This is a genomic window from Deinococcus humi (genome assembly GCF_014201875.1).
GTDB classification, from domain to species: Bacteria; Deinococcota; Deinococci; order Deinococcales; family Deinococcaceae; genus Deinococcus; species Deinococcus humi.
Window position 1 is genome coordinate 103,483 of record NZ_JACHFL010000011.1, and the last position, 25,194, is coordinate 128,676.

Here is a 25,194-nt window from a genome sequence, read left to right on the forward strand (position 1 = left end):
GGCCAGGTCGCTCGCATGCCATCACAACGTCTTGCTGTTCAGCCCACCCGAGGTGGGTCCTGCACCTCCGGATATCTCAACATTTCTTTGAAGCGCAGATGGTTGAGAGGCTCGCCATAGTTCTTCAGGGGTGCGTGGAGTTCTTCGATCCATGCATGTCCCTGGATGCCCTGTTCGTCACGGTGGACGCCGCTGATAAAGACGGCCGGAAAGCCACGTCGCCGCAACGCCCGATACGTCGCATAGGCCCGCGGCACACAAGTGCCGCGCAGGGATTGGCGAGGGTAGAACAGCTTCGTCAGCACACGAACGCCCGCGACGATGTCCATCACGGCCGCTGCCGATACGGTGCGCCCGGGCGGAATCGGCGTCCACCTGTCCAGATGTTCTCGGGGATCACCGCCTGCGCGGACCGCCTGCCAGGCAGCCAGGACGTCAGGCAACAGCCCAGGCAGGCGAGTGAGCTTGCGCAGCCGAGGACGCCAAGCGACCGACCAGGGAAACCACCAGGTGAACCAGCGGGCGCGGAGCGTGTGATGGCCGTCGCGTTGGGCAGCGGTCTTCAGGCGCCACAGGGTCGGCGAGTTCCACGCAAAAGAATGACGCTCTGGATCGCAGACGGAACGGAAGGCGGCCCAGGTGTTCGGTCCTCCAAGGGACTGTGCCCGGGCGGCCAGGGCGTCCCAGGTCAAGCCATACTTGGACATCAGCAAACGTGTATCAGGATAATCCGCTGCTTTCAGGTGGCCCACATCGTTGCCCCATTGCCGGGCCAGCGCAACGTTGACCACAACAGCGTCCTCTGGGTGTGGGCGCCAGATGGGGATGCCGCTCCAGTCCACCCTCAGCGCTCTGGCCCACACCTGCTGAGTGATGGAGCGAACCTGGTCTTGAGGACGGCGGTGGTGAGGACCACCAAACCATGCGAGCGCGAACCGGTGAAGGTCAATTCGGGTGTGCTGGCCCATCAGGCGTCCGCTTTCATGGGTCCACTGCCCAGGGAGGGCGTGAAATCCGTCGCTGCGCCATCCATGCGCCAGGGCGATATGAACGGCGCGGGTCAGCTGTGCCGGGTCATTCGGCAACAGGACATCAACGTCTCCGTAAAACCGTTCTCCGGGCGTCGCGTACTCAAATTCAGCGAGCGCAAACCCCTTGAACAGGAGCACCGGGATGTCTTCCTGGGCCCAGGCCGCCAATAGAGGTCTCAATTCTGCCCGGATGGCGGCGTGCCGCAATCCAAGTTGCAGATGTCGGTGTTGCAGCTTTGCCCTGAGTGGATGCCCTTGGGGGAGACGGGCCCGCACTTCACCGGCGATCTGCGCCTGGAGCAGGTGCGGCAGGTCATCCTCCGCCACATCCGGGGGATCGGTCGTGAGCGCCCGGACAATGACGTTCCGATCAAGAGTGACCATAGGACCCACTATCGCCCATCAACGGGTGACTCTTCGGCAAACAGTCTCGTGAGGAAAGCGGGGACCTCGGGAAACGTCCAGGCATGCATCTTGATAACGGGCCCCGTGGTGGGTGCGTTGAAGACGGGCGCCCGCGCTCGAGATTAATGCTGATGAATCAGGGTCCGGTGGGCCAGTTCGGACAGCAGGCTACGCAGATCAGCGCGGGCCTGGTCGGCGTCAAGGCCATAGGTGGTGATCAGCAGCTGTTCCAGGGTGTCTTCCGTGGCTGGCAGGGCCTGCCAGATCACACGGCCTGAATCGTTGAGGCTGAACATTTCGCCGAGACCAGCGTGCATTAGCACCATCTCATCCCCCAGGTCCGTCTCTAGGACATTTGCTTCCTTCGTCCACATGGTTGGTCAAGGATAAGGCACGATCTGCTGTCGGGGTTTTCAGCCTTCAGGCCGTTCCTGCCACTCTTCGAGCGGTGAGCGGAAGGAGGCCCTCCTAAAACCTCTCTGATAACCAGATCTCATCTTTAAACAGAAAGTGCCAGCTCTATTAAATACTTCGCATTTAAAATATAAGATATTTCACTTCATCAATGAATCTCTTCATCATTCGAGTCCTTGTAAGAAAGGGCTGTTAATTTGATGTGTCCGCATTTCATTATCCCGCCAACTTTGGAGGAAGTGTCATGTCTCAGCAAATCACGGCAACCGTCACCCTGCAGTCCATCGACACCGTTCAGAAGCCCGCCTATGAGCGCCCACAGGTCCAGGACCTTGGTGCGTGGACCGTCGTCACCTTGCAGCTCAGCGGCGGGACGGGTGAGATCGGCTTCGGCACTGGCCTGGGCAATCTCCTCGCCGGGAAGCCCAAGAACGGCGGCCTGTAATCGTGCGTGCGTTCGCCGGCCTGGGCATCTCCCTGTGTTTACTCCTCGCCGCCTGTAACCAGGCGCCCAGCGTCACGCCTCCGAACGCGGCGCAGCCCAACTCCTCGATCCAGGTCCTGGGCACCCTGGAGCTGAACGTGGACACCACGCTGGGCGGCCAGGCGGTCAGCTCAGGTGTCATCCCTGGCATGAGCCTCACCAGAGGGGAGAGCGCAGTCTATGAGGACGCGTTCTATCGGTATGTCAGCGTCGATTTCGTGATACGCAATCTGTCCTCCACCCCCCGGAGCAACGTGACCCTGCTGGCCATCGGAACGGACGCCACTATTCCTGGCAGCCCTTACAGGGTGTTCAGGGACGAGAACGGCGAAGGGCTGGATTCAGCGATCGCGGCGGACATTCGTCCGTCTCACGGCTTCGTGGGCCCTGGTGTCCCTGACACGAGTGTGACGCGGGCGAGCTTCCAGGCGTACGAGGAAGGGGACGTCTCCCAGCTGAATGGCATTCGCGACATCAAGAACGCGTTCCCCTGGGGCTATGTGGCCACCCGTGAGGATGGGGGGCGTACCCTTGGGCCCAACGGGACGGCGAACGCAACAGCGAACTTCACCCTTGCCGTTCGCGTCCCCAAAGCCACCAATGTAGCCTCACTTGTTATGGCAGTCGCGGTGGTGACGGACAGCGAGATCCGCACCACCCGTGACGTTGTTGAGCGCAACAAGGACCTGGATGGCAATGGCACCGCCACCCGCGCGAACGCGTTGAGTGTGGCAAACGGGGGGGCGCCCGTCACGGTCGCGACCATGCCAGGAGACCTGGCGATCACGAGCTGCGCGTCTTGCGTCACCACCAACATCATGAATGTCCGCACCATGGGGACTCAGACAGCGGCCAGCGTCCGCCTGCTTGATCCTGCCCACCGGGCCCAAGTGGCGTTGACGGGCGAGGCCGTCGCCAACCTTGGCGGCAGCACGTTCGACGCCCTCAGCGCCACGCCGAATGTCAACGACGCGGGGCAGGTGGCGTTCTACTCGACCTTGATGGGAAGCGCCACCCGTGGCGTCTTCCTGAAATCGGCTGAAGACCTTGCTCCGTCTGCGGTGGCCTGGGCTGGACAGGAGGCGCCTGAGGCTGGGGGCGCGACGTACAACACGTTCGGTACGAGCCCCGTGCTGAATCCAGCTGGTCAGCTTGTGTTCTCTTCCGTGCTGAACAATGGCAGGACCGCGATCTTCGTGGGGACGCCAGACGCGGTGACCCCGGTCGTGATCCAGGGCCAGGCGGCCCCAGGGACGGCCGGGAGCACCTTCAATGTTGGGCTGAACAACTTCGTGTCCAATGCCGCGGGGCAGGTGGCTTTCTATTCGCCCCCCGACTCGTCGTCGACGACTGAACTCGTGGGCATCTTCTCAGGCCAGCCGGGCGATCTGACCCGTGTGGTGGTCTCAGGGGACAGCACTCCAGTCGGTGGGACGTACAGCTTTCCCAGCCCTGTCACACCGACGCTCAACAATGGTGGGGATGTGGCGTTCGTCGCATCCATTACGGGTTCCTCTCGCGGCAATGGGGGCGTGTTCCTGCAGCAAGGCGGGGCCGTCGCACCCGTGGCCCTCCGGGGGACAACGGGCCAGCAGTTCAGCAGTTTCAACACCAACCCACCGGCGCTCAACGACGTGGGGCAGGTGGCTTTCCTGGGGACGTTGAGCGGAGGTGGGCTGGCCGTTGCGATGGGCACCCCTGACAGTCTGACCATCCTGGCGCGGCAGAATGCCCAGGCTCCGAATGCCAGTGGCGCGGTGTATGGGGCTCTGGGCGCGCCGGCGATCAATGGCAATGGTCAGGTGGCGTTTCAGGCAAATCTGAGCGGCGGGACAACCACCGCCGGCATTTTCCTGGGCACGCCGGATTCGGTTCAGATGGTGGCCCTGCAGGGCTCACCTGCGCCGGATGCTCCGGGACTGACCCTTGGCGCGTTCGGGACCACTGTCGCCCTGAACGACTCCGGGCAGGTGGCATTCACCACCACGCTTTCTGGCAACGGTCAGGCCCTGTATGTCGGTACGCCTGAGAACCTGAGACTGGTGGCCCGCAAAGGAGACCAGATCGACACCAACCCCAGTCCCGATATCGAAACCCTGAAGACCGTCAACAGCATCTCCTTCACGTCGGGTTCGGGCGGTCAGGACGGCCGGGCCATGGGCCTGGCGGCGGACGGAACAATCACTTTCCGCGTGACCTTTAGCGATAACTCAACCGGCGTCTACACTCTCCGCTAAATCTTGACACCGTGAAGATCACCTGCGTGTCCTCCATGGAGAGGTGTGCAGGTGATCCTCGTCCTGACGTCCAGCCGCGCTAGGCTGCCGGAATGCCAGCGGAAGCTCCTGAACGGGCCATACAGGTTTGTACCCCTCGTTCTGTGGCGCCATGACCAGCCATCTCGACCGCTTCCTGAGCCTGGACGCGGAGATGCACCTGATCGGTCTTGGTCCGGAGACCAGGCCATGGCTGCGGCGCCACTGGGGGTATTCCAGTGGATCAGACCCCAGCCGCGTTGTGAAGATCCGATCTGGCCCTGTCCCGGACCCTCCGGCCATTAGCCCCCAGCAAGTGCCGGTTGCGGGACTTAACGTGCCGTGCTGGGTGCAGGAAGGGCAGGTTTGGATCATTCGGGACGGTTGTGTTGCCTTAACCAGTTCAGGGTAGGCTGACCGTCCGTGAGCGATGCCAAGCCCTACCGCCATCGCTTTCCGATGATGATCATCCAACACGCCGTTTGGTTGTACCACCGCTTCCCTCTCAGCTACCGTGACGTGCAGGAATTGCTCCACCAGCGCGATATCCAGGTCAGCCACGAAACGCTGCGCGAGTGGTGCATAAAATTCGGGCCTCTGTTCGCTGAGGAACTTCGTCAGCGGGAACCCCGCCGGGGTTCCCGCTGGCTTCTAGACGAGGTCTGCACAACGGTGGACGGTGTCCGACATTGGTTGTGGCGGGCCGTGGACGAGCACGGCTTCGTGCTTGATATCCTGCTCCAGAGACATCGTGATACCGAGGCGGCGAGAACCTTCCTGACCAGGTTGCTTGGCGCATACGGTGTTCCAGACACGATCTGCACTGATCAGCTGCGCAGTTACCGTGCCGCGATTCGGGAAATCCCGAGCCTCACCAACGTCGATCACTGGCAGGTGATGTCCACTGCACGCTGCAACAACGTCATTGAGCAAGAACACCGGTCTACGCGACGACAAGAACGATCCCAACAAGGGTTTAAACGGCGGAAACGTGCTCAAGAATTCCTGCGCTTGCATGCCCGGATCACTAACCTCCACCATCATTCACGTACCAGCGTTCCCGCCACGACTCGAAGAAACAACCAAAACCAAGCCTTCCAGACTTGGTTAACGGTCGCGGCAGGAGTGGTCTGAGATTCAGACCACCCCTGCCCTCAGTCTGCCGCGAAACAAGTTAAGGCAACACAACCATCCCAACAGCTTTAGCTTGCCAGAGCCGTTTTCCGTTCTCAGCGTGGAAGGGTGTCCTGAGTGCGTGACAGCGTCGCCTCGAAGGCGTAACGGTCTCCCCGGTACAGCGCCGTCACGAACTCGAAGGGTTGGCCTCCCTGGGTACGCGTCAGTTTTTTCAGGCGTAGCAGGGCGGTCTGAGGCGGGGCGCACAGCATCTGGGTTTCCATGGCACTGGGAAAGACTGCTTCGATGGTCTGGGTGGCATCTCCAATCTTCAGGGCATAGGTCTCTTCCAGCAGGCGGTAGATGGAGCCGCTGAGGTCATGTTCGCCCAGGGTGGAGAATTGATCGGCCACCAGAAACATCGTCTCCAGCGCCATCGGCACCCCATCGGCAAAGCGCAGACGATTGATCTGCCAGACCTGCTGGCGGACATTGAGGTGCAGCACCCCGCGCACCACCTCATCCGGCTTTTGCAGGGACACGTTGAGAACCCGCGCGCTCGGCGTCAGACCGCGCCGCTCCATGTCCTCGGTGAAGGAGGCCAGTTCCACCACATTCTCAATCAGTTTGGGCTGACTGATGAAGCTGCCCGATCCCTGTACCCGTGTCAGGGTTCCCTCGGCTTCCATCTCGCGCAGGGCGTGGCGGGCAGTCATCCGGCTGACCTGAAAGCGCTCGGCGAGTTCGCGCTCGGACGGCACCCGGTCACCGGGGTTGAGCTCGCCGCTGAACATCTTTTCTCGGAGATCTCGCTTGACTTGCAGGTAGAGCGGGGAAGCTGCCTCAGGGGCCATGCGGCTCATTCTTGGCCCTCCTTCCCGGAAAGCGCAAGGGTGGACGCAGCCCTCAACTCTTCACACAATCGCGCATACCCGGACAGCCAGCGGTGATATTCCGTTTCCAGCACGGCGTATTCGCGGTGACGCTCAGGGTTGGGTGTGGCGACATTTTCGGTCTGCGCTCCGGTGGTGGAGGCGGCGCGCAGGTCGTGGTGCAGGCCCAGTCCCTGCGCGGCCACCAGCGCCAAACCGCGCAACGTGACCTCGGTGCCAGTGAGCGTCAGGTACGGCACATTCAACACGTCGGCCTTGATCCCGTTCCAGAGTGTGCTGACCGCTCCACCGCCCATCACCCGCACCTGCTGCAAGGGTGGACGCGCCGAGAGTGTGCCGAGCTGCCGCACCGCGCCACTGAATTCGTAGGCCACCGCCTCCAGTAGGGCGCGGTGCAGGTGGGCTGGACGGTGCGCCAGGGTCAGTCCGTGCCAGCCGCCCTGCAAGGCGGGCGTGTCTGGGCAGGCGCGGCCCAGTGCGTGCGGTGAGAAATACAGGCCCCGGTTGGGCGGCACAAGGCTGGCCCGCGCGTCCAGCGCCGCGTAATCGCCGCCGCCAAACTCATCCACGAACCAGCGGTGCGTGAGGCCGCTGCCGTTGATGTACATCAGCGCGTACCAGTCGTCCGGCCCCAGTGGGCTGGCAATAGGTTGCAGCGTGAGGCTGGGATCGGCAGGATAGCCACGCGAATACTGGGTGAAGACGCTGTAGCTTCCGGCGATGTCCAGGGCAATCGCCGGATCACTGAGGCCCGCGCCCAGAAAGCCTGCCGCCGAGTCGCCCACTCCGGCGAAGATCGGTACCCCGGCCCGCAGCCCGATCTGATCAGCGGCGGCTCCGCTCAGGTGGCCCACCACGTCGTTTGCCGCCACAATGCGCGGTACCTGATCGGGCGAGACGCCGAAGGCCGCGAGCAGCTCCGCGTCCCAGTCCCGCTGGGCGGTGTGGGCCACACCGAACCATGTCAGATAAGTGGAGTCTATGAACGCGGCCTCCGCCGTCTGGGCCGAGAGCCGACCTACGACGTAGCTCGCCAGCGTGGACAGTTTGGCGATCCGGCGCGCCATCTCAGGCTGCTCGCGCTTCCACCAGCGCAGACGTGGCGCACTGATGGGTCTGGCCCCGATGCGCTGGGGCAGCCAGTCCTGCTCCGCATTCCACACCTGCTCGAGATCAGCCTGATAGCGGCGGTCCAGGGTAGAGGGAAACCACGGCGACAGCGCCTCGCCCGCCGCGTCCAGGGCCATCACGCCGCCCATCTGCCCGGAGACGCTTAGGGCGGCAATGCTACGCTGGGGCACTTGCTCCATGACCTCGCGCAAAACCCGCAAGGCCCCCGCGTAGATTCCGTCCGCCTTCTGCTCGGCCACCCCTGGCGCGGGCTGGTGCATCGGCGTCGGCGTGGTGGCCAGGGCAAGCACTGTCCCCCCAGCGTCCAGCACGCCTGCTTTAATCACGCTGGTTCCCAGATCAAGGCACAGCATCAGCGGGGCGCTCATGGGCGGATCGCTTCCGGTCCATCAGGCCGCGCGAATTGCGCGAACAGGGCCTTCTCGGCGGCTTTCGTCCAGCGCCCCTCGCGCAGACGAGCGTGAACCGTGGGAGCCACCGCTAACAACTCCTCCAGCCCCAGCAGCGGCAAATCCAGCAGCGGTGGATACACGATGATCTTGCCGGTGTAGCGCCCGTCCATCACGGCAGCCAGCCCCTCCCGCGCCGCCCGCAGGCCGCACACTGCCGCGATGACCGATGTGGCTTCCAACTCACCGCTCAGTGTTTTTTGAATTACCCGGCGCTGATCAGCCATGGTGGAGCCGCTGGTGCCGGTAAACTCGGCGCGGAAGTGGGCGACGTTTTGCAGTGGCAGGCACAGGCTTTGGCCTTCTGGAATGCCTGCGAAGAGGGCCAGCAGCCCATCCTGGCGGAGAAAACCAGCAGCGTACTGCATCTCAGTCACGCTGGGAATATTCACCACCACATCGTCAAAACCACCCAACCGCCGCGCTTCTGCCTCCAGAAGGCCCGGTTGCTGCACGGGGCTGATGAGCTTCAGCGTGATGCCACGTTCGGCCGCCCGCTCTGCGAAGGACGTCTTCAATTCCAAGAGCCGCGCCACCCCTCGGTTGGTAGCAACGATGGTGCTGGGTGGAGTTGGCAGACTCAGGGCGCGTTCCAGATGCATCCGGCCCATCGCTCCGCCCGCGCCGTGGATCAGCAACGTGCCGCCGGGGCGCAATTCGGCTCGGTGTTCACCGTAAGCGGCGCTGATGTCTGGTCCTGCCTGACCTACCAGGCTGATCGGTTCATAGTGCAATCGACTGGCGTCCACATTGGTTTCATAGCGCCGCGTGTTGTCTACCGAGACACTCAAGTTCAGCAGCCCACCTCGCGAGAGGAGCGGCAGTGCAAGTTCGGGAAGACCATCGGTTGGGTCAAGCAGGATGATGTCGTCAAAGGTCTGTGAACCGTCTAACACGTCTGCCAGTTCGGCTGCCCTGACCGCATGACCCTTTGTGCCCAGCGTCTGCGCATAGTCCCGCGCTTCTCCACTCAGAACCACCTCACCGCTTGCGAATGTGGGGAGCACAAACCCCGCCGCCGCACTGTCCCCATGAATCCAGAGGCGTCCGCCCTTCAGGGGCCGGAGTCGCCGTTTGGGCTGATAGGCCATCTCCACGCAGGCCCACGGCTCGGTGACGGCCACGTCCGCGAGACTGAGCCGCCCATCCGGGTCCAGGTCATCTACCGAAAAGACGTAGGGCCCACCGTCGCCTTCAAGGACATCGCTGCCCAGCACCAGATACTCGGTCAGGCCGCCGGGCAGCGTCACCCCGAAGCAGCGGCGCTCGCCCCCCACGAACGCGTCGGGTTGCAGGGCCAGCCGCTGACCCACCCGGTACGTCCCGCGCCGCTGCTGACCCACCGCCACCACGGTCAGCGCGACTTCATGGCCCAGGCGGGTAGGCTGCGCCGCCAGGTCACGTCCGCGCAGCAGGGGATAGCTGGCTCCCAGCCGCAGCATCTTGCCATCCGAGGCGCACAGCGTCACCGCGTCCACCCTGACGAGCAGCTCATCAGGGCCAGGGTTGGGAATGGCTTCCAACACCGGCTGTCCACCAACGCCCACGCCGCTCAGTCCGCCTCCGAAGAACGGCCATGAGAGCATGGGATCCTCCACCTGGGCACACTTCACGAGGACACCAGCACCCCACCGTCCACTGCAATTGCTTGTCCAGTGATCAGGCGGCTTCCTTTGGAGGCCAGAAATTCTGCCAGCGCGTTCAAGTCTTCCACGGTGGTCAGCTCGTGCATAGGGATCTTGGCGGTCCGCTCCGCCAGGTATGCCTCGCGGGTGATACCGCGCTCCCCAGCCGTTTTCTCAGCGTATTCGAGCTGCATAGGGGTGAGGGTCACGCCGGGACAGATGGCGTTCACCGTGATGCCGGATTCGGCCAGCAGCAGCGCCAGGCAGCGGGTATACATCACTACCGCCGCTTTGGTCACGCGGTAGGGAATGACATGTGCTCCAGCCCGGAACCCGTTGTAGGACGCAGTGGTCAGGATACGCCCCTGTTTGCGTGCCATCATGCTGGGGATAAAGGCCCGGCAGGTGTACGCCACGCCCTTGACGTTTACGTCCAGCGATAGGTCCCAGTCAGCAGGCTGCACATCAAAGTAATCGGCGGGACTCAGTACCCCGGCGTTGGCAAAGACCACATCCACCTGTCCGAAAGCGTCCAGTACCTGCGCCGCGACGCTCTGGGTGGCGGCAAAGTCGCTCACGTCCAGTGCGAAGCTAAGGGCCTGACCGCCGGCCGTGCGGATGTCCTGCGCTGTGGTCTCAGCGGCCTGTCCGTTCAGGTCCGCCACTGCCACGCCGTAGCCCAGCCCTGAGAAATGCAGAGCAAAGGCCCGCCCGATGCCGCTGCCGCCTCCCGTGACGAAAATGAATTCACCATTCCCCATATCTCTCCTAGAGCTGAATCTTTGCAGCGAGTCGCCTGGCTGACACTCTGTTATCCCGTCTGCGTGTCTTGGTCTATACCATTTTAAGTCCTGCCGACTGTAGCAGTCGATGAGGCGGAGGGTCAAATGCGGGCGCTGCGTGGTGTTGGTATCAGCCGTTTTCAACGTTCTTCCGGGGATTAAGGGTTAAATTGCAATGTCATTGCCCTGCAACAATATGTGGTCCTTAAGTGAGTCTTGACGAACGTGGGGCAACCTGTTAGGCTCCACGCATCAACAATGGTATAGACCAAACGTCGAAAAGCGAAGTGGTTAGAGGCGAGACGATCAGAGGATCCAGGCGGCTGTTGCCCATGCCGCGTTATTTTCCCCACCTGCTCCGAGGTCAGCATGACTATTCAATTGGATGGCCCCGCCAGCGACATTGCCCAGCGCCTACCCTCCAACTACGACAAGTTCCCGAAGATCGCCGTGCCCGGTCAGCAGGCGTGGCGTGGCTGGCCCCAGGTGCTGTCCGAACTGCGCCGTCACGCCGGTCAGCAGACCGGAGCGCCGTTGATCGTGGTGGACACCTATCCCGGCACCGATCTGAACGAACTCCAGGCCGCTGCCGCCCAGCAGTGGCCTGACTACGAACTGATTGACGCTGAGGAGGCCGCCCTGGACGGTGACAGCCTTGGCGCGCTGTTGAAACGCTTCCTGACGCCTGACCGAGTGCTGGGTGTGATGGCGCCGCACACGCTGCGCGAGTTTTACGACGCCGACAAATTGGAAGCTCTCGCCGCACGGCTGACCCGCCGCACCCAGCCCACGCTGGTCTACGGCTGGGGCGCGTCGCTGGCAGCTCCGGACCCCGCAGTGCTGGTGCTGGCCGATCTGGCCCGCTGGGAAATTCAGATGCGGCTGCGAAGCGGTCAGGGCAACTGGCACGCGGGCAACGGCGGTGAGGACATCCTCCGCAAATACAAACGCGGCTTCTTCGTGGAGTGGCGGGTGGCAGACCGCCACAAACAAAGTCTCAGTGGCCAGATGGATTTTTATCTGGAGACCAATACAGCGGGCCAGCCGATGATGATTGCGCGTGCCGCGTACGAGGCCAGCCTGAACGCCGCTGCCTCGCGCCCCTTCCGCACGGTGCCGTTCTTTGACCCCGGCATATGGGGTGGGCAATGGCTCAGAGAAGTCTGCGATCTGGACCGGGGTACGGACAACTTCGCATGGGGCTTCGACGGCGTGCCGGAAGAAAATAGCGTGCTGTTTGATTATGGACGCGAGGACGGCGCGGCGCTGGAAATGCCCGCCCAGAATCTGGTGCTGGAGCGGCCCCGCGAACTACTGGGCGAGATCACCCATGCCCGCTTCGGCACGGAATTTCCGATTCGCTTCGATTTTCTGGACACCATCCAAGGCGGCAACCTCTCGCTGCAAGTCCATCCGCTGACCGCCTACATCCAGCAGCATTTCGGCATGTCTTACACCCAGGACGAGAGCTACTACCTGTTAGATGCGGACGAGACTGCGCTGGTGTACCTGGGCCTGAAAAACGGCGTTGACAAGCAGCAGATGCTCGCTGATCTGCAAAACGCGCAGCAGACCGGACACTTTGACGCCGAACGCTATGTCAACGCTCTGCCCGCCCGCAAACACGATCACTTCTCCATTCCAGCAGGCACGGTCCACTGCTCCGGCAGCGGCGCGATGGTCCTGGAAATCTCGGCCACACCGTACATCTTTACCTTCAAGCTGTGGGACTGGGGCCGGGTGGGCCTGGACGGTCAGCCGCGCCCCATTCACCTTCAGCATGGGGCGGCCAATATCCAGTGGGAGCGCGACGCCGATTGGGTGGAGAAAAATCTGCTGCACCTCACCCAGCCTGTCGGCAGCGGCGAGGGCTGGCGCGAGGAAAGCACCGGACTGAGCGAGCTGGAATTTATCGAGACCCGCCGCCACTGGTTCAGCGTGCCTGTGCATCACGATACCCACGGCACCGTGAATATTCTCAATCTGGTCGAGGGCCGTGAAGCGGTGGTGCAAAGCCCTACGGGTGCCTTTGAACCGTTCACGGTGCATTACGCCGAGACTTTTATCGTTCCTGCCGCTGTCGGGGAGTACGTCATCCGGCCTGCTGTGGAAGATCAGGAAGTCGCTACCATCAAGGCCTACGTGCGCGGGACCGGGCGGTGAACACCCCTACCCTCGCTCCGCTGCGCCCACAGGTGGAGGCCTTTTTGTCCTCTGCTCTGCCGCTGTGGTTCAAGGAGGGTCTGGATTCGGCACAGGGCATGTTCGTGGAAGCGCTGAGCTTCGACGGTCAACCCCTGCGTAACCTGCCGCGCCGCGCCCGCGTGCAGGCCCGTCAGCTCTACGCACTGGGACTTGCCCACGAGCGGGGTGAATTCGTTGGCTCCGCCCAGAACCACGCAGCGCTGATGGAGTGCATCATGAAGTCGGTGACCTGCAGCTACGGCGCACCAGGCGGCGGCTTTTACACCCTGGTCAGCGCTGAAGGTCAAGTGCTGAACTCGGAGCGCGTGCTGTATGACCAGGCTTTTTATCTGATGGCCCTGGCCTGGCTTTACCGCGTGACGTGCAAGGCCAGTTACCGTGACGCCGCAGAGCGCCTGTGGATATTTATCGAGACCCTGCGTGATCCGAACAGTGGCGGCTTCCAGATCAGCGACGCGCTGAAACCTGGGCCTCGCCAGCAGAACCCGCATATGCACCTGTTTGAAGCCTGTCTGCTGTGCGCCGAGTTGCTGGGCAAGGTGCCCTGGATGGCGCGTGCGGACGAACTTTACACGCTGTTGCAGATACGCTTTCTGGATACCGCGACTGGCCCACAGCCTTTCCTGCGCGAATTCTTCACGGCGGACTGGCAGCCCGATCCGGTCAGTGGTGATCATCTGGACCCCGGCCACCATTACGAGTGGACCTGGCTGCTGAGCCGCTACCGCGTGCTGAGCGGCGCGGCGGTCCCCGAATTGCCGTTGCTCTACACGACGGCCCGCACCTGGGGAACGGACCGCACGGGTCTGGCCTACGATGAAATTCTGCCGCAAGGCCGTGAACTGCGTTCCACCAAACGGCTGTGGGTACAGTGCGAGGTTCTCAAAGGTCACCTGGCCTACTGGCGCTGGAATGGCGACCTGGAGGCTCTGGAACGTGCCCAGCACGTTCTTCAGAGCATCCTAACCCACTACCTCACGCCACAAGGGACCTGGTTTGACCAGTTGTCGCGGGACTGTAAGAACATCAGCAAAAATTCGCCGTCCAGCACGCTGTATCACCTCTACGTGGCGCTGAACGAGGCACTGCCCGTGCTGGCGGCAACACCGTGACTTTCCAAGACGCGGTACTGGCGCTGGATATCGGCGGCACGCATATCACGGCGGCAAGCGTAGATGCCAGCGGTCTGGGGCCACAAATCCGTTCTGCGGTCGACGGCGAGGCCAGCGCCACGGAGATTCTGGACATCTGGGCGGAAGCGGCGCTGCTGGGTGCGGGCGAGACGCCAGTTGCGGCGGTAAGCATCTCGGCTCCCGGGCCGTTTGATTACGCTGAAGGTATCGCCCGCTTCGACCACAAGCTGTACGCCCTGACGGATCTGGATATTGGCGCTGCCTTGCGGGAACGCTGGACTGGCACACCGCTCGACGGCCTGCCCATCTCGTACATCAACGACGCGGTGGCCTTCGCATTGGGCGAATTCACAGTCCATCAGGGGAGCGGCGTCCGTCGCTTGCTGGGCTTGACCCTGGGCACCGGTCTGGGCAGCGGCTTCATCGTGGAGGGCCGCCCGGTTTCGGCAGGCGAGGACGTGCCGCCGGGCGGAGAAGTGTGGCAGCTGCCCTTTCGCGGCGGAATTGCCGAGGACACTCTCAGTGCCCCCGCCCTGCGCCGCGCTTACCACGTCCTGAGCGGCATGGAACTGGACGCCCGTGAGATCACGCAACACGCAGAGGCAGGCGACAACCATGCCATTCAGGTCTACCGCGAATTCGGACGCGATCTGGCCGCCGCCCTGCTGCCCTGCATCCAGGCCTTTCGCCCCGATCTGATCGTGCTTGGTGGTCAGGTCTCCCGCGCCTGGCCGCTATTTGAAATGCCGCTGCGGGCCGGACTCGCTCCCTTCACGACCATATGCAGTGACCTGCTGGACGAGGCCAATCTACTGGGCGCGGCGGCGCTGTACCGGCCCATGCTGGGGCTGAGTCCACCGTTCCATGTGCGTTGATGTTTCTGAATCCCAAGTCCTTTTCCCAATGGAGGTTTTATGATCAAGCTCACCAAACCGTTTCCGCTGCTCCTGACCCTCGCCCTCTCCGTGACCGCCGCACAGACATTGGAGCTGTACAACGACAAGCCTGACTGGAACAACAACTACACCAAGGTCGGTGAATTGGGCGCAAAATCTGGCGCGGGTTTCAAAGGCGTCACGTTTGCCGACACCAGTTCCTATCAAGCGGCAGTGCGGACCTCGCTCAGCACCAGCAAAGCGCCAGGACTGTTTACGTGGTGGTCCGGCTACCGCATGAAAGACCTGGTGGAGTCCGGCAACCTCCAAGACCTGACCGCCTTGTGGCAGAAATACCAGAAGGCTGGGGAATACGGCTCAGACCTTGCCAAAGCCTTTACCTTTGATGGCAAGATTTACGCGCTGCCGAACAACGTGGCGTACTGGGCAGTGTTCTACAACAAGAAAGCCTACAAGGATGCGGGCATTACGCCACCGACCACCTGGGCACAGCTGGAGGCCAACAACGCCAAGCTCAAAGCCAAGGGCGTGACGGCCTTCGGGCAGTCCGTGGATGGCCGCTGGCCCGCCTTCATTTGGTTTGAAGAATTCCTGACCCGTCAGGACCCTGATCTGTACGAGAAACTGGTAGTGGGCAAGGCCAAGTACACCGATCCGGGGGTGACCAAAGTCTTCACCACCTGGAAGGGCTGGATTGACAAGGGCTATATGACGCCTGCCAGCACCGGCTTCGGTTCGGGCGGCACCAATGGTATGGCCAAGCTGTTCGCGCAGGGCAAACTGGCCAACATCCTGGCGGGCGACTGGTACAGCGCCACCATTTCCGGGACAGGGATGAAACCCGGCGAGGACTACGGTGTGTTCATCCTGCCCACCATGAATGTGAAATCCAAGCCGGTCATCATCTATGAGGCCAGCCCGCTGATCGTCGCCAAGAACTCGGCCAATAAAGCCCAAGCGCTCAAGGCCGCCGATTTCTGGATGTCTTCCAAGGCTCAGACGCTCTGGAGCAACCTGCAAAGCTTCACGCCAGTCAACAACGAGGTGACGGTGGACAATCCGGTCACTAAAGAACTGACTACCGCTTTGAGCAAGAACAAGCCGCGTCTGATCAACCGCATCTGGGAGGCCACCCCCACCGAGATCATTGAACCCGGCGTGGACGAGCTGAGCAAATTCATGCTCAATCCCGGTACCCAGCGGCAGGTGCAGGTCAATCTCCAGAAGTTGGCCGACGCCTACTGGAGCAAGCAGAAATAATTGGCCCGAAATTACAGAGCTGACAGGCTCACCATCCGCCTCGGAAAAAAGGCGCTGCGACAGCGCGGCGTCTTCTTAAATGTGTTTTTCCACAAGGAGCCTGACCGACCATGACCGTGACCCAGCAGGGCCGCACCCCGGCCAGACCTACCTCTGCCAGACGCCGCCCAGCTTCCACGCTGGCCCCTTACCTGTTCGTGCTGCCGGCCGTTTTCTTCGTGGTGGTTTTTTTGCTTGCCCCCATGCTGTACACCTTTTGGCAGAGTTTTACCGATGCCGACGGTCTACGGACGCCCAACTTTGTAGGCCTCAGGAACTACGCCGAGTTGTTCACCAGTTCCAACTTCACTCTCTCCCTTCGCAACACCGTGATCTGGGTGGTAGCGTCGGTGGTCCTGCCCGTCAGTCTGGCCTTCGCGCTAGCGCTGGCGCTGGAACGGGTGGTGGGCGGCAATTTTTTTCGTACAGCGCTCTATCTACCGTCCACCCTGGCGGCAGCGGCGGCAGGCGTGCTGTTCAGCTTTATCTTCGATCCCACCAGCGGTGTGCTCAATGCGGCCCTGGGCGCTCTGGGGTTCGACTCGCTGAGCCGCACTGAATGGCTGTTCCGCTCGCCTCTGAACACCATGGCCATGATCGCCACCTACACCTGGCAAAGTGTGGGAGCCAACCTGATGATCTTTCTGATCGGCTTGCAAAGCTTGCCGCGCGAGCCGCTGGAGGCCGCCAAGATTGATGGGGCCAGCGGTCTGAAGTTCACTCGCCTGATCACCCTGCCGCTGATGACCCCTTACGTCACCATCGCCGCATTGATGGCGGCGGTCAACGGCTTTAAGGTCTTTGACCTGATCTGGGTGATGACCCAGGGCGGCCCGGCCCGCAGCAGCGAAACGCTGGCCGTCACTATGTACCGCGAGGGCTTCATCCTCTTTCACCAGGGGGTGAGTGCGGCTATCGCGGTGGTCATCTCGTTGATCGCCCTGGCCTTCTCGTACTTCTACCTGCGAAACGTGATGGACAAGGAGAGCCACGTATGACCACGACGACGCGGGGCTTCACTCCACCCAACGCGGGCAGGTCGGCGCGGGAGCGCAAGGAACGCACCCGCATGGTGGCGGGCGGCATGCTGGGCGGCATCATTTGCGTGTTCTGGCTGCTGCCGCTGCTGCTTGTCTTCATGAACGCCTTCAAGGACAAGCGCGAGTACAACATGGGCGAGAGCTGGCGACTGCCGCAGAGCTTTCACCTGTGGGAGAACCTGCAAAATGCCTGGGCGCAGGGCCTGGGCAGTGGCTTCGTCAACAGCCTGAGTTATGGTCTGGTCGGTGCGGCGGGGGCCATTCTGCTGGCATCGCTGGCCGCCTTCGGCATCGTGCGGTTGAAAATGCCGCGTGGGCTGTGGTGGTTCCTGCTCATCTATTCCGGCACCATCTTTCCCTTTCAGGTCTACCTGATTCCGCTATTCAAGGCGTATACCAGCTTTGGTCTGTACGACACCTGGATCGGGATGGTGCTGTTCTACATCGCCATTTGCATTCCTTTTTGTACCTTCGTGATGCGCGGCTTCTTCGTCTCGATGCCCTGGGATTTTCAAGAGGCGGCCAAGCTGGACGGCTGCAACGATTGGATGATTTTCTGGAAGATCATGCTTCCGTTGACGCGCGCGCCGATGCTGGTGTTGCTGCTGTTCCAGTTCACCTGGATCTGGAATGACCTGCTGTTCGGCCTGGTCCTCAGCAAATCTGAAAACGTGCGCCCGATCATGCCCACCCTGGCCGGAATGCAGGGCATCTACGCGGGCAGCGACGGCCCCACATTGATCGCGGCGGTCATGATCGCCAGCCTGCCCACCCTGCTGCTGTTCCTGTTGCTGCGGCCCTATTTCATGCAGGGACTGAGGCTGAGCAGCGTGGGCGACTGAAGGAGTTTCGCTTAAATGGTTAAAGAACTCTGGCTGATCCACCATTCTCACACCGACATCGGCTTTACCCAGCCGCAGCAGATCGTGTTTGAACTGCACAACCGCTTCATCGACGAGGCGCTGGACCTGATGGACCAGACCGCCGATTTGCCGGACGACGCCCGTTTTCGCTGGACCTGCGAGAGTGCCGGGATCGTCTGGCGCTGGTGGGCGCAGGCCGGAGCAAAGCAGCGGCAGCGTTTTCTGGCCGCCGTGCAGGCTGGAACCCTGGACGTGGCAGCCTTTCGCTGGAACCTGACCCCGCTGGCCGACCATGCGCTGTTCGCCCAGCAACTCCAGGAGGCCGGATGGCTGCGTGCAGAGGGTATTCCCATCCGCAGCGCCATGCAGAGCGACATCAACGGCCTGCCCTGGGGAACCGTGCGGCTGTTGCTGGATCACGGTATCGACGGCTTTTCAATGGCGATCAATGAACACTTCGGGCGGGCCGTTACGCCGCGTCCCGGTGCGTTCTGGTGGGCCTCACCGGATGGACACAAACTGCTGACCTATAACGGCCCCCATTACCATTCCACCCCGAATCGGGCCATGCGGCTGGGTGGAGAAAGCAGCGTGCACGAGGCCATTCCTGCCGTGACTGCTTACCTGGAGAAGTTGCACGCCTACGGCTACACCCTGCCGGTGCTGGGCGTGCAGCCCACCAACATCTACTTCTCGGACAACGATTCGCCGGATATTCATCTGTCTGGGTTCGTGCAGCGCTGGAATGAGAGTGGTCAGCCTGTGCGGCTGCGGCTGTGTACATTGACGCAGTACTTTGACCGTCTGCGTCAGGAGTCACTGGAAAGCCTGCCCACCCTGAGCGGCGACTGGACCGACTGGTGGAACTTCGGTGCGGGCAGCACCGCCCGCGAAACCCGCCTGCACATGCAGGGCCAGCGCGATCTGCAAGTGGCGCGCCAGCTTCAGGGCTGGTCCGTGTCATCTGGATCATCGTCAGAGCGGGCCGCCCAGCTCGCGCAGCAGGCCTCAAGTGCGTTGAGTCTGTATGCCGAACATACCTGGGGAGCCGACTGGGGGGCCGCAACGTCTAGCAGCGACGAGACTGCCATTCAGCTCAGCCACAAGCTCAATTATGCTTATGAGGGTGCGACGCTGGCCCGCTACCTCAAGCGCGACGCGTTGTTGAATCTGGCGCGGCAGCTTCCTGGCGAGGGGCCGAGCCTGCTGGTGTACAACGCCAACCCCTTTCCTGTGTCGGCCATGCTGCGTGTGCCGGAAAGTTTGGAGCGCTACACCCCTGACCTCCCACACCTGGCCCAGCGCTTTGATGTGGAATGGAACGGGCGCCGTGGGCAAGAGCGCTGGGTGGGGCCGCTGGAACTGCCAGGGCTGGGCCACCTGAGCCTGCCGCTGGAGCGATTGAATGCTTCCTCGGAAGGACTAAGCCAGACTGGACACACCATCGGCAATGGGCAGGTCACGGCCACATTTGATCCACTGGCAGGCGGCATGACTTCACTGGTCTGTGGGGGCCGCGAGTATGTACGCGCCGGGGACCGTCTGGGGCAGGTGGTGCTGGAATGGCCCACGGTGGGCCGCCGGAATGCCATCTTTGGGCCGCCGCAGTGGGAAGAGTTTAATATGCACGCGGCCTGGCACCACGATTGGGACGCCCAGCGGGAAGTTGCCAGTGTCGTGGGCAACCAGGGCCAGACTGTGCCCGGCGCTGCTGAGTACGAGCAGCAGCTTCAGCTCGCCAACGGAGAGACGGCCAGTGTGCGCTACTGGCTGCACCCGCACGAGAGGGCCTTGCACGTTCGCGTTACCTTGAATCTTGAACCCGACCCAACTCCGCGCGCCACCTACCTGCACCTGCCGTTTGCCTTGGCGGACACGGTCCGCACCCATTTTGAGACGGCCGGCGCAGCGGTGGAGTTTGACCGTGAGCAATTGCCCGGCAGCAGCCGTCATTACGTCACCACGCTGGACTGGCTGCGAATGCAGGACGCAGAGGCAGGCGTGACCGTCGCCACGCCCGACGCGCCGCTGTGGCAGATCGGCGGCTACACCTTCGGGCAGTTTGACGAGGAGAAAGCTGCGCCGTACCACGCCACCCTGAACGCCTGGATGACCAACAATTACTGGGACACCAATTTTATGGCGGATCAGGCCGGAGAGCTGCGCTTTGAGTTCACGCTGGAGTTGCACGCCCCTGAAAGTTTGGCTGACAGCGCAAAGCGTGCCCTACAACATATCTATAAACCTGAAATTCAGCCCTATGTCGCTGCTAAAAGTAGCGAGCTGATCTCACAATTACTGAACCTTGATCTTGATGGAGTACGACTGGTGGGGGCTGATTTTGACGAGACGAAGCGTACCCTCACCCTCTGTCTGCTCAATCCCACAGTGGAGCGCCGCTCAGTGCGGGTTGCGTCCGGTCATCTCAAGGTGCGTGAAGCGGCTTTGACCACGTTGGCCGGGCAGGTCATGACCATCACCGAGCCTCAGACTTTTGAACTGCAAATTGAGGAGCGTTGGTGGGGATATCTAGTTATCGATTGTTTATAAGGTTCTGGCAACTTAACCTTGGTAGGCTGGTGAGCCGTGACTGACCGCAAGCCCTCCCGCCACCGTTTTCCCCTCAGCGTCATCGGCTAAGCTCTGCGGCTCTCTCACCGCTTCCCACTCAGTCAGCGAGACGTTCGGGAACTCCTCCACGAGCGCGGTATTTAGGTCAGCCACGAGAAGAGGGCGGCAATGGAACATCAAATTTGCCCCGCTCTTCACCGAAGAACTGCGCCACCGAGAGGGGACGCCAGGGTTCTTGGTGGTGCCTGGATGAAGTTTGCACTTCCGTCAATGGCGTCCGACACTGGCTCTGGAGGGCGGTGGACGAGTATGGCTTCGTGCTCGATATTCTTCTTCAACGACATCGCGATACCGAAGCTGCGACGACCTTCCTGACCAGATGGTTGAGTGAATACGACGTCCCAGAAGTCGTCCGCACCGATGGGCTGCGGAGCTACTGGCTTGCCATTCGAGAACTCCCGAGCTTGAAAGGCGTCGATCACCAGCAGGTCATCTCCACGAACCGGTGCAACAACCCCACCATGCAACAACACCGATCCACTCGGTGATACGAACGGACTCGGCACAGGTTCAAACGGCGGACACGTGCTCAAGAATTCCTGAATTTGCATGCCCATATCACGAATCTTCACCATCATTCTTGTACCAGTGTTCTCGCAGCCACCAGAAGAAACAATCAGAAACAAGCGTTCCAGATGTGGTCAACCGTCGCGGCAGGGGGAGCGTGATTCTCAGGCCACCCCTGCTCTCCACATTCCGCACGGTAAGTTAAGGCAACACAACCCCACGAAGAGGTTGATCCATTGTCGGGCGGCGCGACCAGCGCCCCGAGCGCGATGGCGGCGGCCCAGGGAAACTCGGGCAGGAGCAGCCGGGTGGTCACGGCCACGGTCGTGAGGCCCACCGCCACCACGACGAGCGACCCCACGGGCCCCGCGTTGGCCCGCAGATCGCGCAATGAGGTGTCGGCGCCGTCCAGCAGCACCGGAGCCACGAACAGGGCGAGGATTAGCTCGGACGGCAGGGGCGCGCCCAGCAGCAGCCCGAGTCAAAGATCAGCATGACGGGGGCCCCCATGGGCGGGCGTGTGGCTCCTGACTGGTCCATGCCCGCCTGCCCCGGCACCACAGCGGGACGGGGGCTAGTCCCGCTCACCCATGCCGCAGTCCGGTGATGAGCAGGTCCACCATGCGGCGGGCGTTGTACTGGGGGTCAGCGGCACCGATGCAGAGGCTGCCCACGCCACGCATCAATTCCTGGGCCTCGATCTCTGAGTGAACTTCACCCGCCTCCACGGCGGCGCTCAGCAGCGCCGCACACACCGGCACCAGGCGGCCGAGGAAATAGGCGTGCAGCGCCTTGAACTCGTCGTTGTCCGTTCGCAGCACGGCGGCGAGCCCATGCTTGGTGGTGAGGAAATCGACGAACAGCCCGGTCCACTGCCGCAGGGCAGCGTAAGGGCTGGCGCTGCTGGACAGCAGGGCGGGACCAGCCTCGGCGCAGACCTCCACCTGATGCCGGTAGACCGCGATGATGAGATCGGCGCGGGTCGGGAAGTGCCGGTAGATGGTGCCGGTCCCCACACCGGCCTTGGCAGCGATGTCACGCACTGGCACCTCCACGCCGGAGGTGACGAAGAGGGCGGCGGCAGCGTCAAGCAGCGTCTGTTCATTGCGCCGGGCGTCCGCCCGTTTGGGCGCCGCAGGTGGCGCCGGCTCGTTGATGTCGGTCATCCTTTCCTCCTGATTGACAAACGGAACCAAGTTCCATATCTTAGCGGCACGTCGTTCCACTTCTTCAGGATACCCGGAGAAGCAGGTATTGAACAGCGGCGAAGGAGAACCCACATGGACGTGCAAGGAAAAGTGGTCATCATCACCGGGGCTTCAATGGGCATCGGCGCGGCGACGGCGCAAGTCTTCGCCGAGGCGGGTGCAAAGTTGGTTCTCGCGGCGCGGTCGGTGGACAAGTTGGACGCGGTGGCCGCCGGGCTGCCGGATGGCACCGAAACGCTGACCGTTCCGACCGACATGACCGATCAGGCGCAGGTGCAGGCGCTCATCAAGGCGGCCCGGCAACGTTTCGGCCAGGTCGATATCCTGATCAATAACGCAGGTCAGGCGGCGGTGGGTGCAGTCGCCACCGTCAACCCCGATCACTACCGCCAGATCATCGAGCTGAACCTGCTCGGCCCGCTGCACGCCATGCAAGCGGTCATTCCGGATATGCGAAAGCAGGGTGGCGGCGTCATCATCAACATCAGCAGCAACGTCAGCAAGATGGCGATTCCCGGCATCGGGGCTTACGCCTCCACCAAGTATGCCCTCAACGGCCTGACGCTGACGGCCCGGAACGAGCTGGCGGCAGACAATATCCGGGTTGTCCTCTTTCACCCCGGCCAGACCGCCACCGACTTCGGTGCGAACGCCCGGCGCAGCAACCCCGGTGACGGCCCGCGCCCGACAAGTGAGCAGGCCGAAGTCATGCGCCAGCCGGATTCGGCGGAGGACGTGGCGCGGCAGATACTGGAAGCCGCCCTTCAAGAACCCGCCGAGGCCGGAATGCCCATGCACCGCTGAGCGCCCCCAACGCTTCAACTTCTGGGTGGCTGATTTCGGCTCCTCTGCGGACGCAGGTGATGGCGGCCATCAGAAACGTCAAAAGCGGCGATCTCCAGGCGACCGCGCAGGCCGTCCTGGCACTCGTGGACGCACCCAAGCCGTCGCTCCGCCTGATCCTCAGCAACGAGACGTGGCTCATCGCGCGCCGCCTCCGCCGAGCGACTCTCCACCTGGGAGGCGTGGGGAACAGTATCAAACGCCGCGCAGGGTGAAATCGTGACGGTTCAGTTCTGCCTCCCAGTGTATGGCGTAGAGGTCACTGACTTCCACGGTGTAGCCCCGGGCCTGTAGCGCATGGGCGGCCTCATGCATCTGGGCGGTGCAAAACGAGTTTGCCTCGGGGTGGGCGTGGACAATCAGGGCATGAGGCATCGGTCCAGCATAGGGGCCAACAGTGATCTGGAAGCTATGCGAGAAGGTCAGCTCCTCCATCCACTGAAAATCAGAATTTCTGGTCAGTGGGGTGACTAGCCGGACCCGTCCCAGGGACAACTTCGGTTGTCCCTGGGGCAGGCCTTTCTGGTCACCCCACGTACTGGAAATAGGGACCTCGAACGCCTGTCAATTTGAGAGTCTTTGCTTCCGGATCGGAGCTACTGGAGCTTGCTAAGCTTCTCAATCCCATACCTGGTGATATCAAGCGCCACAACAATGCCCTGCCAGAGACCCTGTTCCCCCTCCAGCTTCAACCGGTTCTCCTGAGCGACGTGGTGGAACAGTCGCAGCGCTTCCACGTCATCCAGGTCAGCTGTATCTACTGCCAGATGCTCTAAGAACAGTTCCACCCTGAATGCCCGGGTGGTCTGTGGCGCCCAGAACGCTGCATTCAATTCCCCATTCCCAAATGCAGAGAACCGGTGCAGGTTCGCTGACCCGACCGTCCCCCATTCATCATCGACGAGCATCAGCTTGGAGTGAATCCACACTCCATGCCGCTGTCCGGCATCATCCTGGCCAGCGAGGCCGACCAGCGTAAAGTTGGGATATTCGCCTAGGGCGGAGCGGGCTTCGAGGAACGCCCGGCGTTCCGGTGCGGTGTACGCGGCGGGTGACAGATCCGGGTGCACAGGCAACACCAGGGTGACCTCAATGCCTCGTTGAAGCGCTCCATGGAGCGCTTCAACCACTTCAGGCACCTCTAGGTATTGATGCTCCATATAAATCGTCCGCCGAGCAAGCCGAATGGCCCGGCAGTACTGCGCGATGATCGTCCGCTCGCCCATGGCAATGTCAGATGGATGTCCGCCCACGGGGGCATGACCATCTTGATAGCGATTGGGATGAATGGTGCGCTGAATCTGTACATCGGCCTCCCCTTGCCTTGTGGGCAAGACGATCGGGAAATCCAGATCGGCGGCACCACCTTGACCCCAGGACCCATCATCCTGGTCCCGTTCGCTGGCTTCATTCCACCGTTGCACAAAGTTGTGCTGCACGTCGGCTACGGCCGGGCCATGCATTTCAATGTATAGATCGTGATTCTGTCCTGACCCATGATGTCCAGGACTGGCCAGGGAATGTGGATTGAGATTGAGGCCACCGAGAAAGGCCACCGGGTCAGCGCTGTCGGCGTCCACCACCCAGAGCTTCTGGTGCTGGCAGTAGCCAGGATGGGCCCGGTCCCAGCGAATGCTGATCCTGGGATGGAGGTGTCTCAGGCGCTCAAGGTGTTCCGGCGCCCCCCAGAAGGCGTTCGTACGCAGATTCGCGGTTTCGTCGTCCGGACGCCAGAACAGCAGTTGGATGTCTACCCCGCGTTCAGCCGCCTGATTCAGGAAGTCCAGGGGTGTGCCGCGCCCGTGTGGGAAGGAAAACGTGGGCCACATGAAGGTAATGGCGGCCCAGAGGCGGTGGCTTGCGGTCTCGATCGCGGTGCATACCCGTTCGAAGGCAGCTTCACCGTCCAGGAGCAGGTGAAGTTGATTGCCCTCGCGGGTAGGGTAGGGACCGGTGTTTACGAAGACGGCATCTGGCATACGTC

At 62.1% G+C, this 25,194-nt stretch carries 21 protein-coding genes and 1 pseudogene; 12 read left to right on the forward strand and 10 right to left on the reverse strand.

All coding sequences use genetic code 11. From position 1 onward, the window contains the following. Nucleotides 1-38: 38 nt before the first annotated feature. Nucleotides 39-1,415, reverse strand: a complete 1,377-nt coding sequence (locus tag HNQ08_RS18005) for a nucleotidyltransferase family protein (RefSeq protein ID WP_184135225.1) — start codon at nucleotides 1,413-1,415, stop codon at nucleotides 39-41. A gap of 143 nt (nucleotides 1,416-1,558) precedes the next feature. Then, the gene (locus tag HNQ08_RS18010; RefSeq protein WP_184135227.1) at nucleotides 1,559-1,810 is read right to left on the reverse strand and encodes a PqqD family protein; all 252 of its coding nucleotides are present in this window, start codon (nucleotides 1,808-1,810) and stop codon (nucleotides 1,559-1,561) included. A gap of 284 nt (nucleotides 1,811-2,094) precedes the next feature. On the opposite strand from HNQ08_RS18010, the gene HNQ08_RS18015 reads away from it, so the two are divergent. The 3 genes from HNQ08_RS18015 (at nucleotide 2,095) to HNQ08_RS18025 (ending at nucleotide 5,723) form a co-directional block, all read left to right on the forward strand. Further along, complete coding sequence (locus HNQ08_RS18015) at nucleotides 2,095-2,295, forward strand: hypothetical protein (protein ID WP_184135230.1); 201 nt, start codon at nucleotides 2,095-2,097, stop codon at nucleotides 2,293-2,295. 2 nt (nucleotides 2,296-2,297) lie between these two features. Then, the gene (locus HNQ08_RS18020; protein WP_184135232.1) at nucleotides 2,298-4,571 is read left to right on the forward strand and encodes a DUF7453 family protein; all 2,274 of its coding nucleotides are present in this window, start codon (nucleotides 2,298-2,300) and stop codon (nucleotides 4,569-4,571) included. Nucleotides 4,572-5,012: 441 nt separating this feature from the next. Continuing rightward, a complete protein-coding gene (locus HNQ08_RS18025) occupies nucleotides 5,013-5,723 on the forward strand; it encodes an IS6 family transposase (RefSeq protein ID WP_184135235.1) in 711 nt (236 codons plus the stop codon). Nucleotides 5,724-5,818: 95 nt separating this feature from the next. Here HNQ08_RS18025 and HNQ08_RS18030 read toward each other — a convergent pair whose 3' ends face one another. Genes HNQ08_RS18030 through HNQ08_RS18045 form a run of 4 tightly spaced genes read right to left on the reverse strand, consistent with a single transcriptional unit; the run spans nucleotide 5,819 to nucleotide 10,564 of the window. Next, nucleotides 5,819-6,568: a GntR family transcriptional regulator gene (locus tag HNQ08_RS18030; RefSeq protein ID WP_184135237.1), complete on the reverse strand. Its 750-nt coding sequence runs from the start codon at nucleotides 6,566-6,568 to the stop codon at nucleotides 5,819-5,821. Further along, nucleotides 6,565-8,097: a xylulokinase gene (locus HNQ08_RS18035; RefSeq protein ID WP_184135240.1), complete on the reverse strand. Its 1,533-nt coding sequence runs from the start codon at nucleotides 8,095-8,097 to the stop codon at nucleotides 6,565-6,567. Before HNQ08_RS18035 ends, HNQ08_RS18030 begins: the two co-directional genes overlap by 4 nt. Next, complete coding sequence (locus tag HNQ08_RS18040) at nucleotides 8,094-9,764, reverse strand: alcohol dehydrogenase catalytic domain-containing protein (RefSeq protein WP_184135243.1); 1,671 nt, start codon at nucleotides 9,762-9,764, stop codon at nucleotides 8,094-8,096. Before HNQ08_RS18040 ends, HNQ08_RS18035 begins: the two co-directional genes overlap by 4 nt. Nucleotides 9,765-9,787: 23 nt before the next feature. Beyond that, on the reverse strand, nucleotides 9,788-10,564 hold the full coding sequence (locus HNQ08_RS18045; RefSeq protein WP_184135246.1) for an SDR family NAD(P)-dependent oxidoreductase: 777 nt from the start codon (nucleotides 10,562-10,564) through the stop codon (nucleotides 9,788-9,790). Nucleotides 10,565-10,954: 390 nt separating this feature from the next. Between HNQ08_RS18045 and HNQ08_RS18050 the strand changes: the two genes are divergently transcribed. The 8 genes and pseudogenes from HNQ08_RS18050 (at nucleotide 10,955) to HNQ08_RS18085 (ending at nucleotide 21,320) form a co-directional block, all read left to right on the forward strand. Beyond that, a complete protein-coding gene (locus HNQ08_RS18050) occupies nucleotides 10,955-12,748 on the forward strand; it encodes a class I mannose-6-phosphate isomerase (protein ID WP_184135249.1) in 1,794 nt (597 codons plus the stop codon). Then, nucleotides 12,745-13,902, forward strand: coding sequence for an AGE family epimerase/isomerase (locus HNQ08_RS18055; protein ID WP_184135251.1), 1,158 nt, complete (start codon nucleotides 12,745-12,747; stop codon nucleotides 13,900-13,902). The genes HNQ08_RS18050 and HNQ08_RS18055 overlap by 4 nt, the downstream gene beginning before the upstream one ends. Continuing rightward, nucleotides 13,899-14,798: an ROK family protein gene (locus HNQ08_RS18060; protein WP_184135253.1), complete on the forward strand. Its 900-nt coding sequence runs from the start codon at nucleotides 13,899-13,901 to the stop codon at nucleotides 14,796-14,798. Before HNQ08_RS18055 ends, HNQ08_RS18060 begins: the two co-directional genes overlap by 4 nt. Before the next feature lie 39 nt (nucleotides 14,799-14,837). Beyond that, the gene (locus HNQ08_RS18065) at nucleotides 14,838-16,079 is read left to right on the forward strand and encodes an ABC transporter substrate-binding protein (RefSeq protein ID WP_184135255.1); all 1,242 of its coding nucleotides are present in this window, start codon (nucleotides 14,838-14,840) and stop codon (nucleotides 16,077-16,079) included. Between the two features lie 110 nt (nucleotides 16,080-16,189). Next, nucleotides 16,190-17,116 (forward strand): carbohydrate ABC transporter permease, encoded by a 927-nt coding sequence (locus tag HNQ08_RS18070; RefSeq protein WP_184135259.1) that lies wholly within the window; start codon nucleotides 16,190-16,192, stop codon nucleotides 17,114-17,116. Then, entirely contained in the window at nucleotides 17,113-18,000 is an 888-nt protein-coding gene (locus HNQ08_RS18075) for a carbohydrate ABC transporter permease (RefSeq protein ID WP_221284283.1), read from the forward strand. Before HNQ08_RS18070 ends, HNQ08_RS18075 begins: the two co-directional genes overlap by 4 nt. A gap of 15 nt (nucleotides 18,001-18,015) precedes the next feature. After that, nucleotides 18,016-20,571, forward strand: a complete 2,556-nt coding sequence (locus HNQ08_RS18080) for a glycoside hydrolase family 38 N-terminal domain-containing protein (protein ID WP_184135261.1) — start codon at nucleotides 18,016-18,018, stop codon at nucleotides 20,569-20,571. Nucleotides 20,572-20,664: 93 nt separating this feature from the next. Then, nucleotides 20,665-21,320 (forward strand): annotated as a pseudogene (locus HNQ08_RS18085) (IS6 family transposase). Here HNQ08_RS18085 and HNQ08_RS27175 read toward each other — a convergent pair. After that, entirely contained in the window at nucleotides 21,269-21,586 is a 318-nt protein-coding gene (locus tag HNQ08_RS27175; protein WP_221284284.1) for a hypothetical protein, read from the reverse strand. The pseudogene HNQ08_RS18085 and the gene HNQ08_RS27175 sit on opposite strands and share 52 nt — an antisense overlap. Nucleotides 21,587-21,743: 157 nt before the next feature. After that, nucleotides 21,744-22,325, reverse strand: coding sequence for a TetR/AcrR family transcriptional regulator (locus tag HNQ08_RS18095; RefSeq protein WP_184135264.1), 582 nt, complete (start codon nucleotides 22,323-22,325; stop codon nucleotides 21,744-21,746). Nucleotides 22,326-22,439: 114 nt separating this feature from the next. On the opposite strand from HNQ08_RS18095, the gene HNQ08_RS18100 reads away from it, so the two are divergent. Next, nucleotides 22,440-23,171 carry an SDR family oxidoreductase gene (locus tag HNQ08_RS18100; RefSeq protein ID WP_184135267.1) on the forward strand — a complete coding sequence of 244 codons (732 nt, stop codon included), beginning with the start codon at nucleotides 22,440-22,442 and terminating at the stop codon, nucleotides 23,169-23,171. A 234-nt stretch (nucleotides 23,172-23,405) separates the two neighbouring features. Here HNQ08_RS18100 and HNQ08_RS18105 read toward each other — a convergent pair whose 3' ends face one another. Both HNQ08_RS18105 and HNQ08_RS18110 read right to left on the reverse strand, forming a co-directional pair. Beyond that, the gene (locus HNQ08_RS18105; protein WP_184135269.1) at nucleotides 23,406-23,585 is read right to left on the reverse strand and encodes an NAD(P)H-dependent oxidoreductase; all 180 of its coding nucleotides are present in this window, start codon (nucleotides 23,583-23,585) and stop codon (nucleotides 23,406-23,408) included. Nucleotides 23,586-23,806: 221 nt separating this feature from the next. Next, nucleotides 23,807-25,189, reverse strand: coding sequence for a phospholipase D-like domain-containing protein (locus HNQ08_RS18110; protein ID WP_184135271.1), 1,383 nt, complete (start codon nucleotides 25,187-25,189; stop codon nucleotides 23,807-23,809). Between the last annotated feature and the right edge of the window lie 5 nt (nucleotides 25,190-25,194).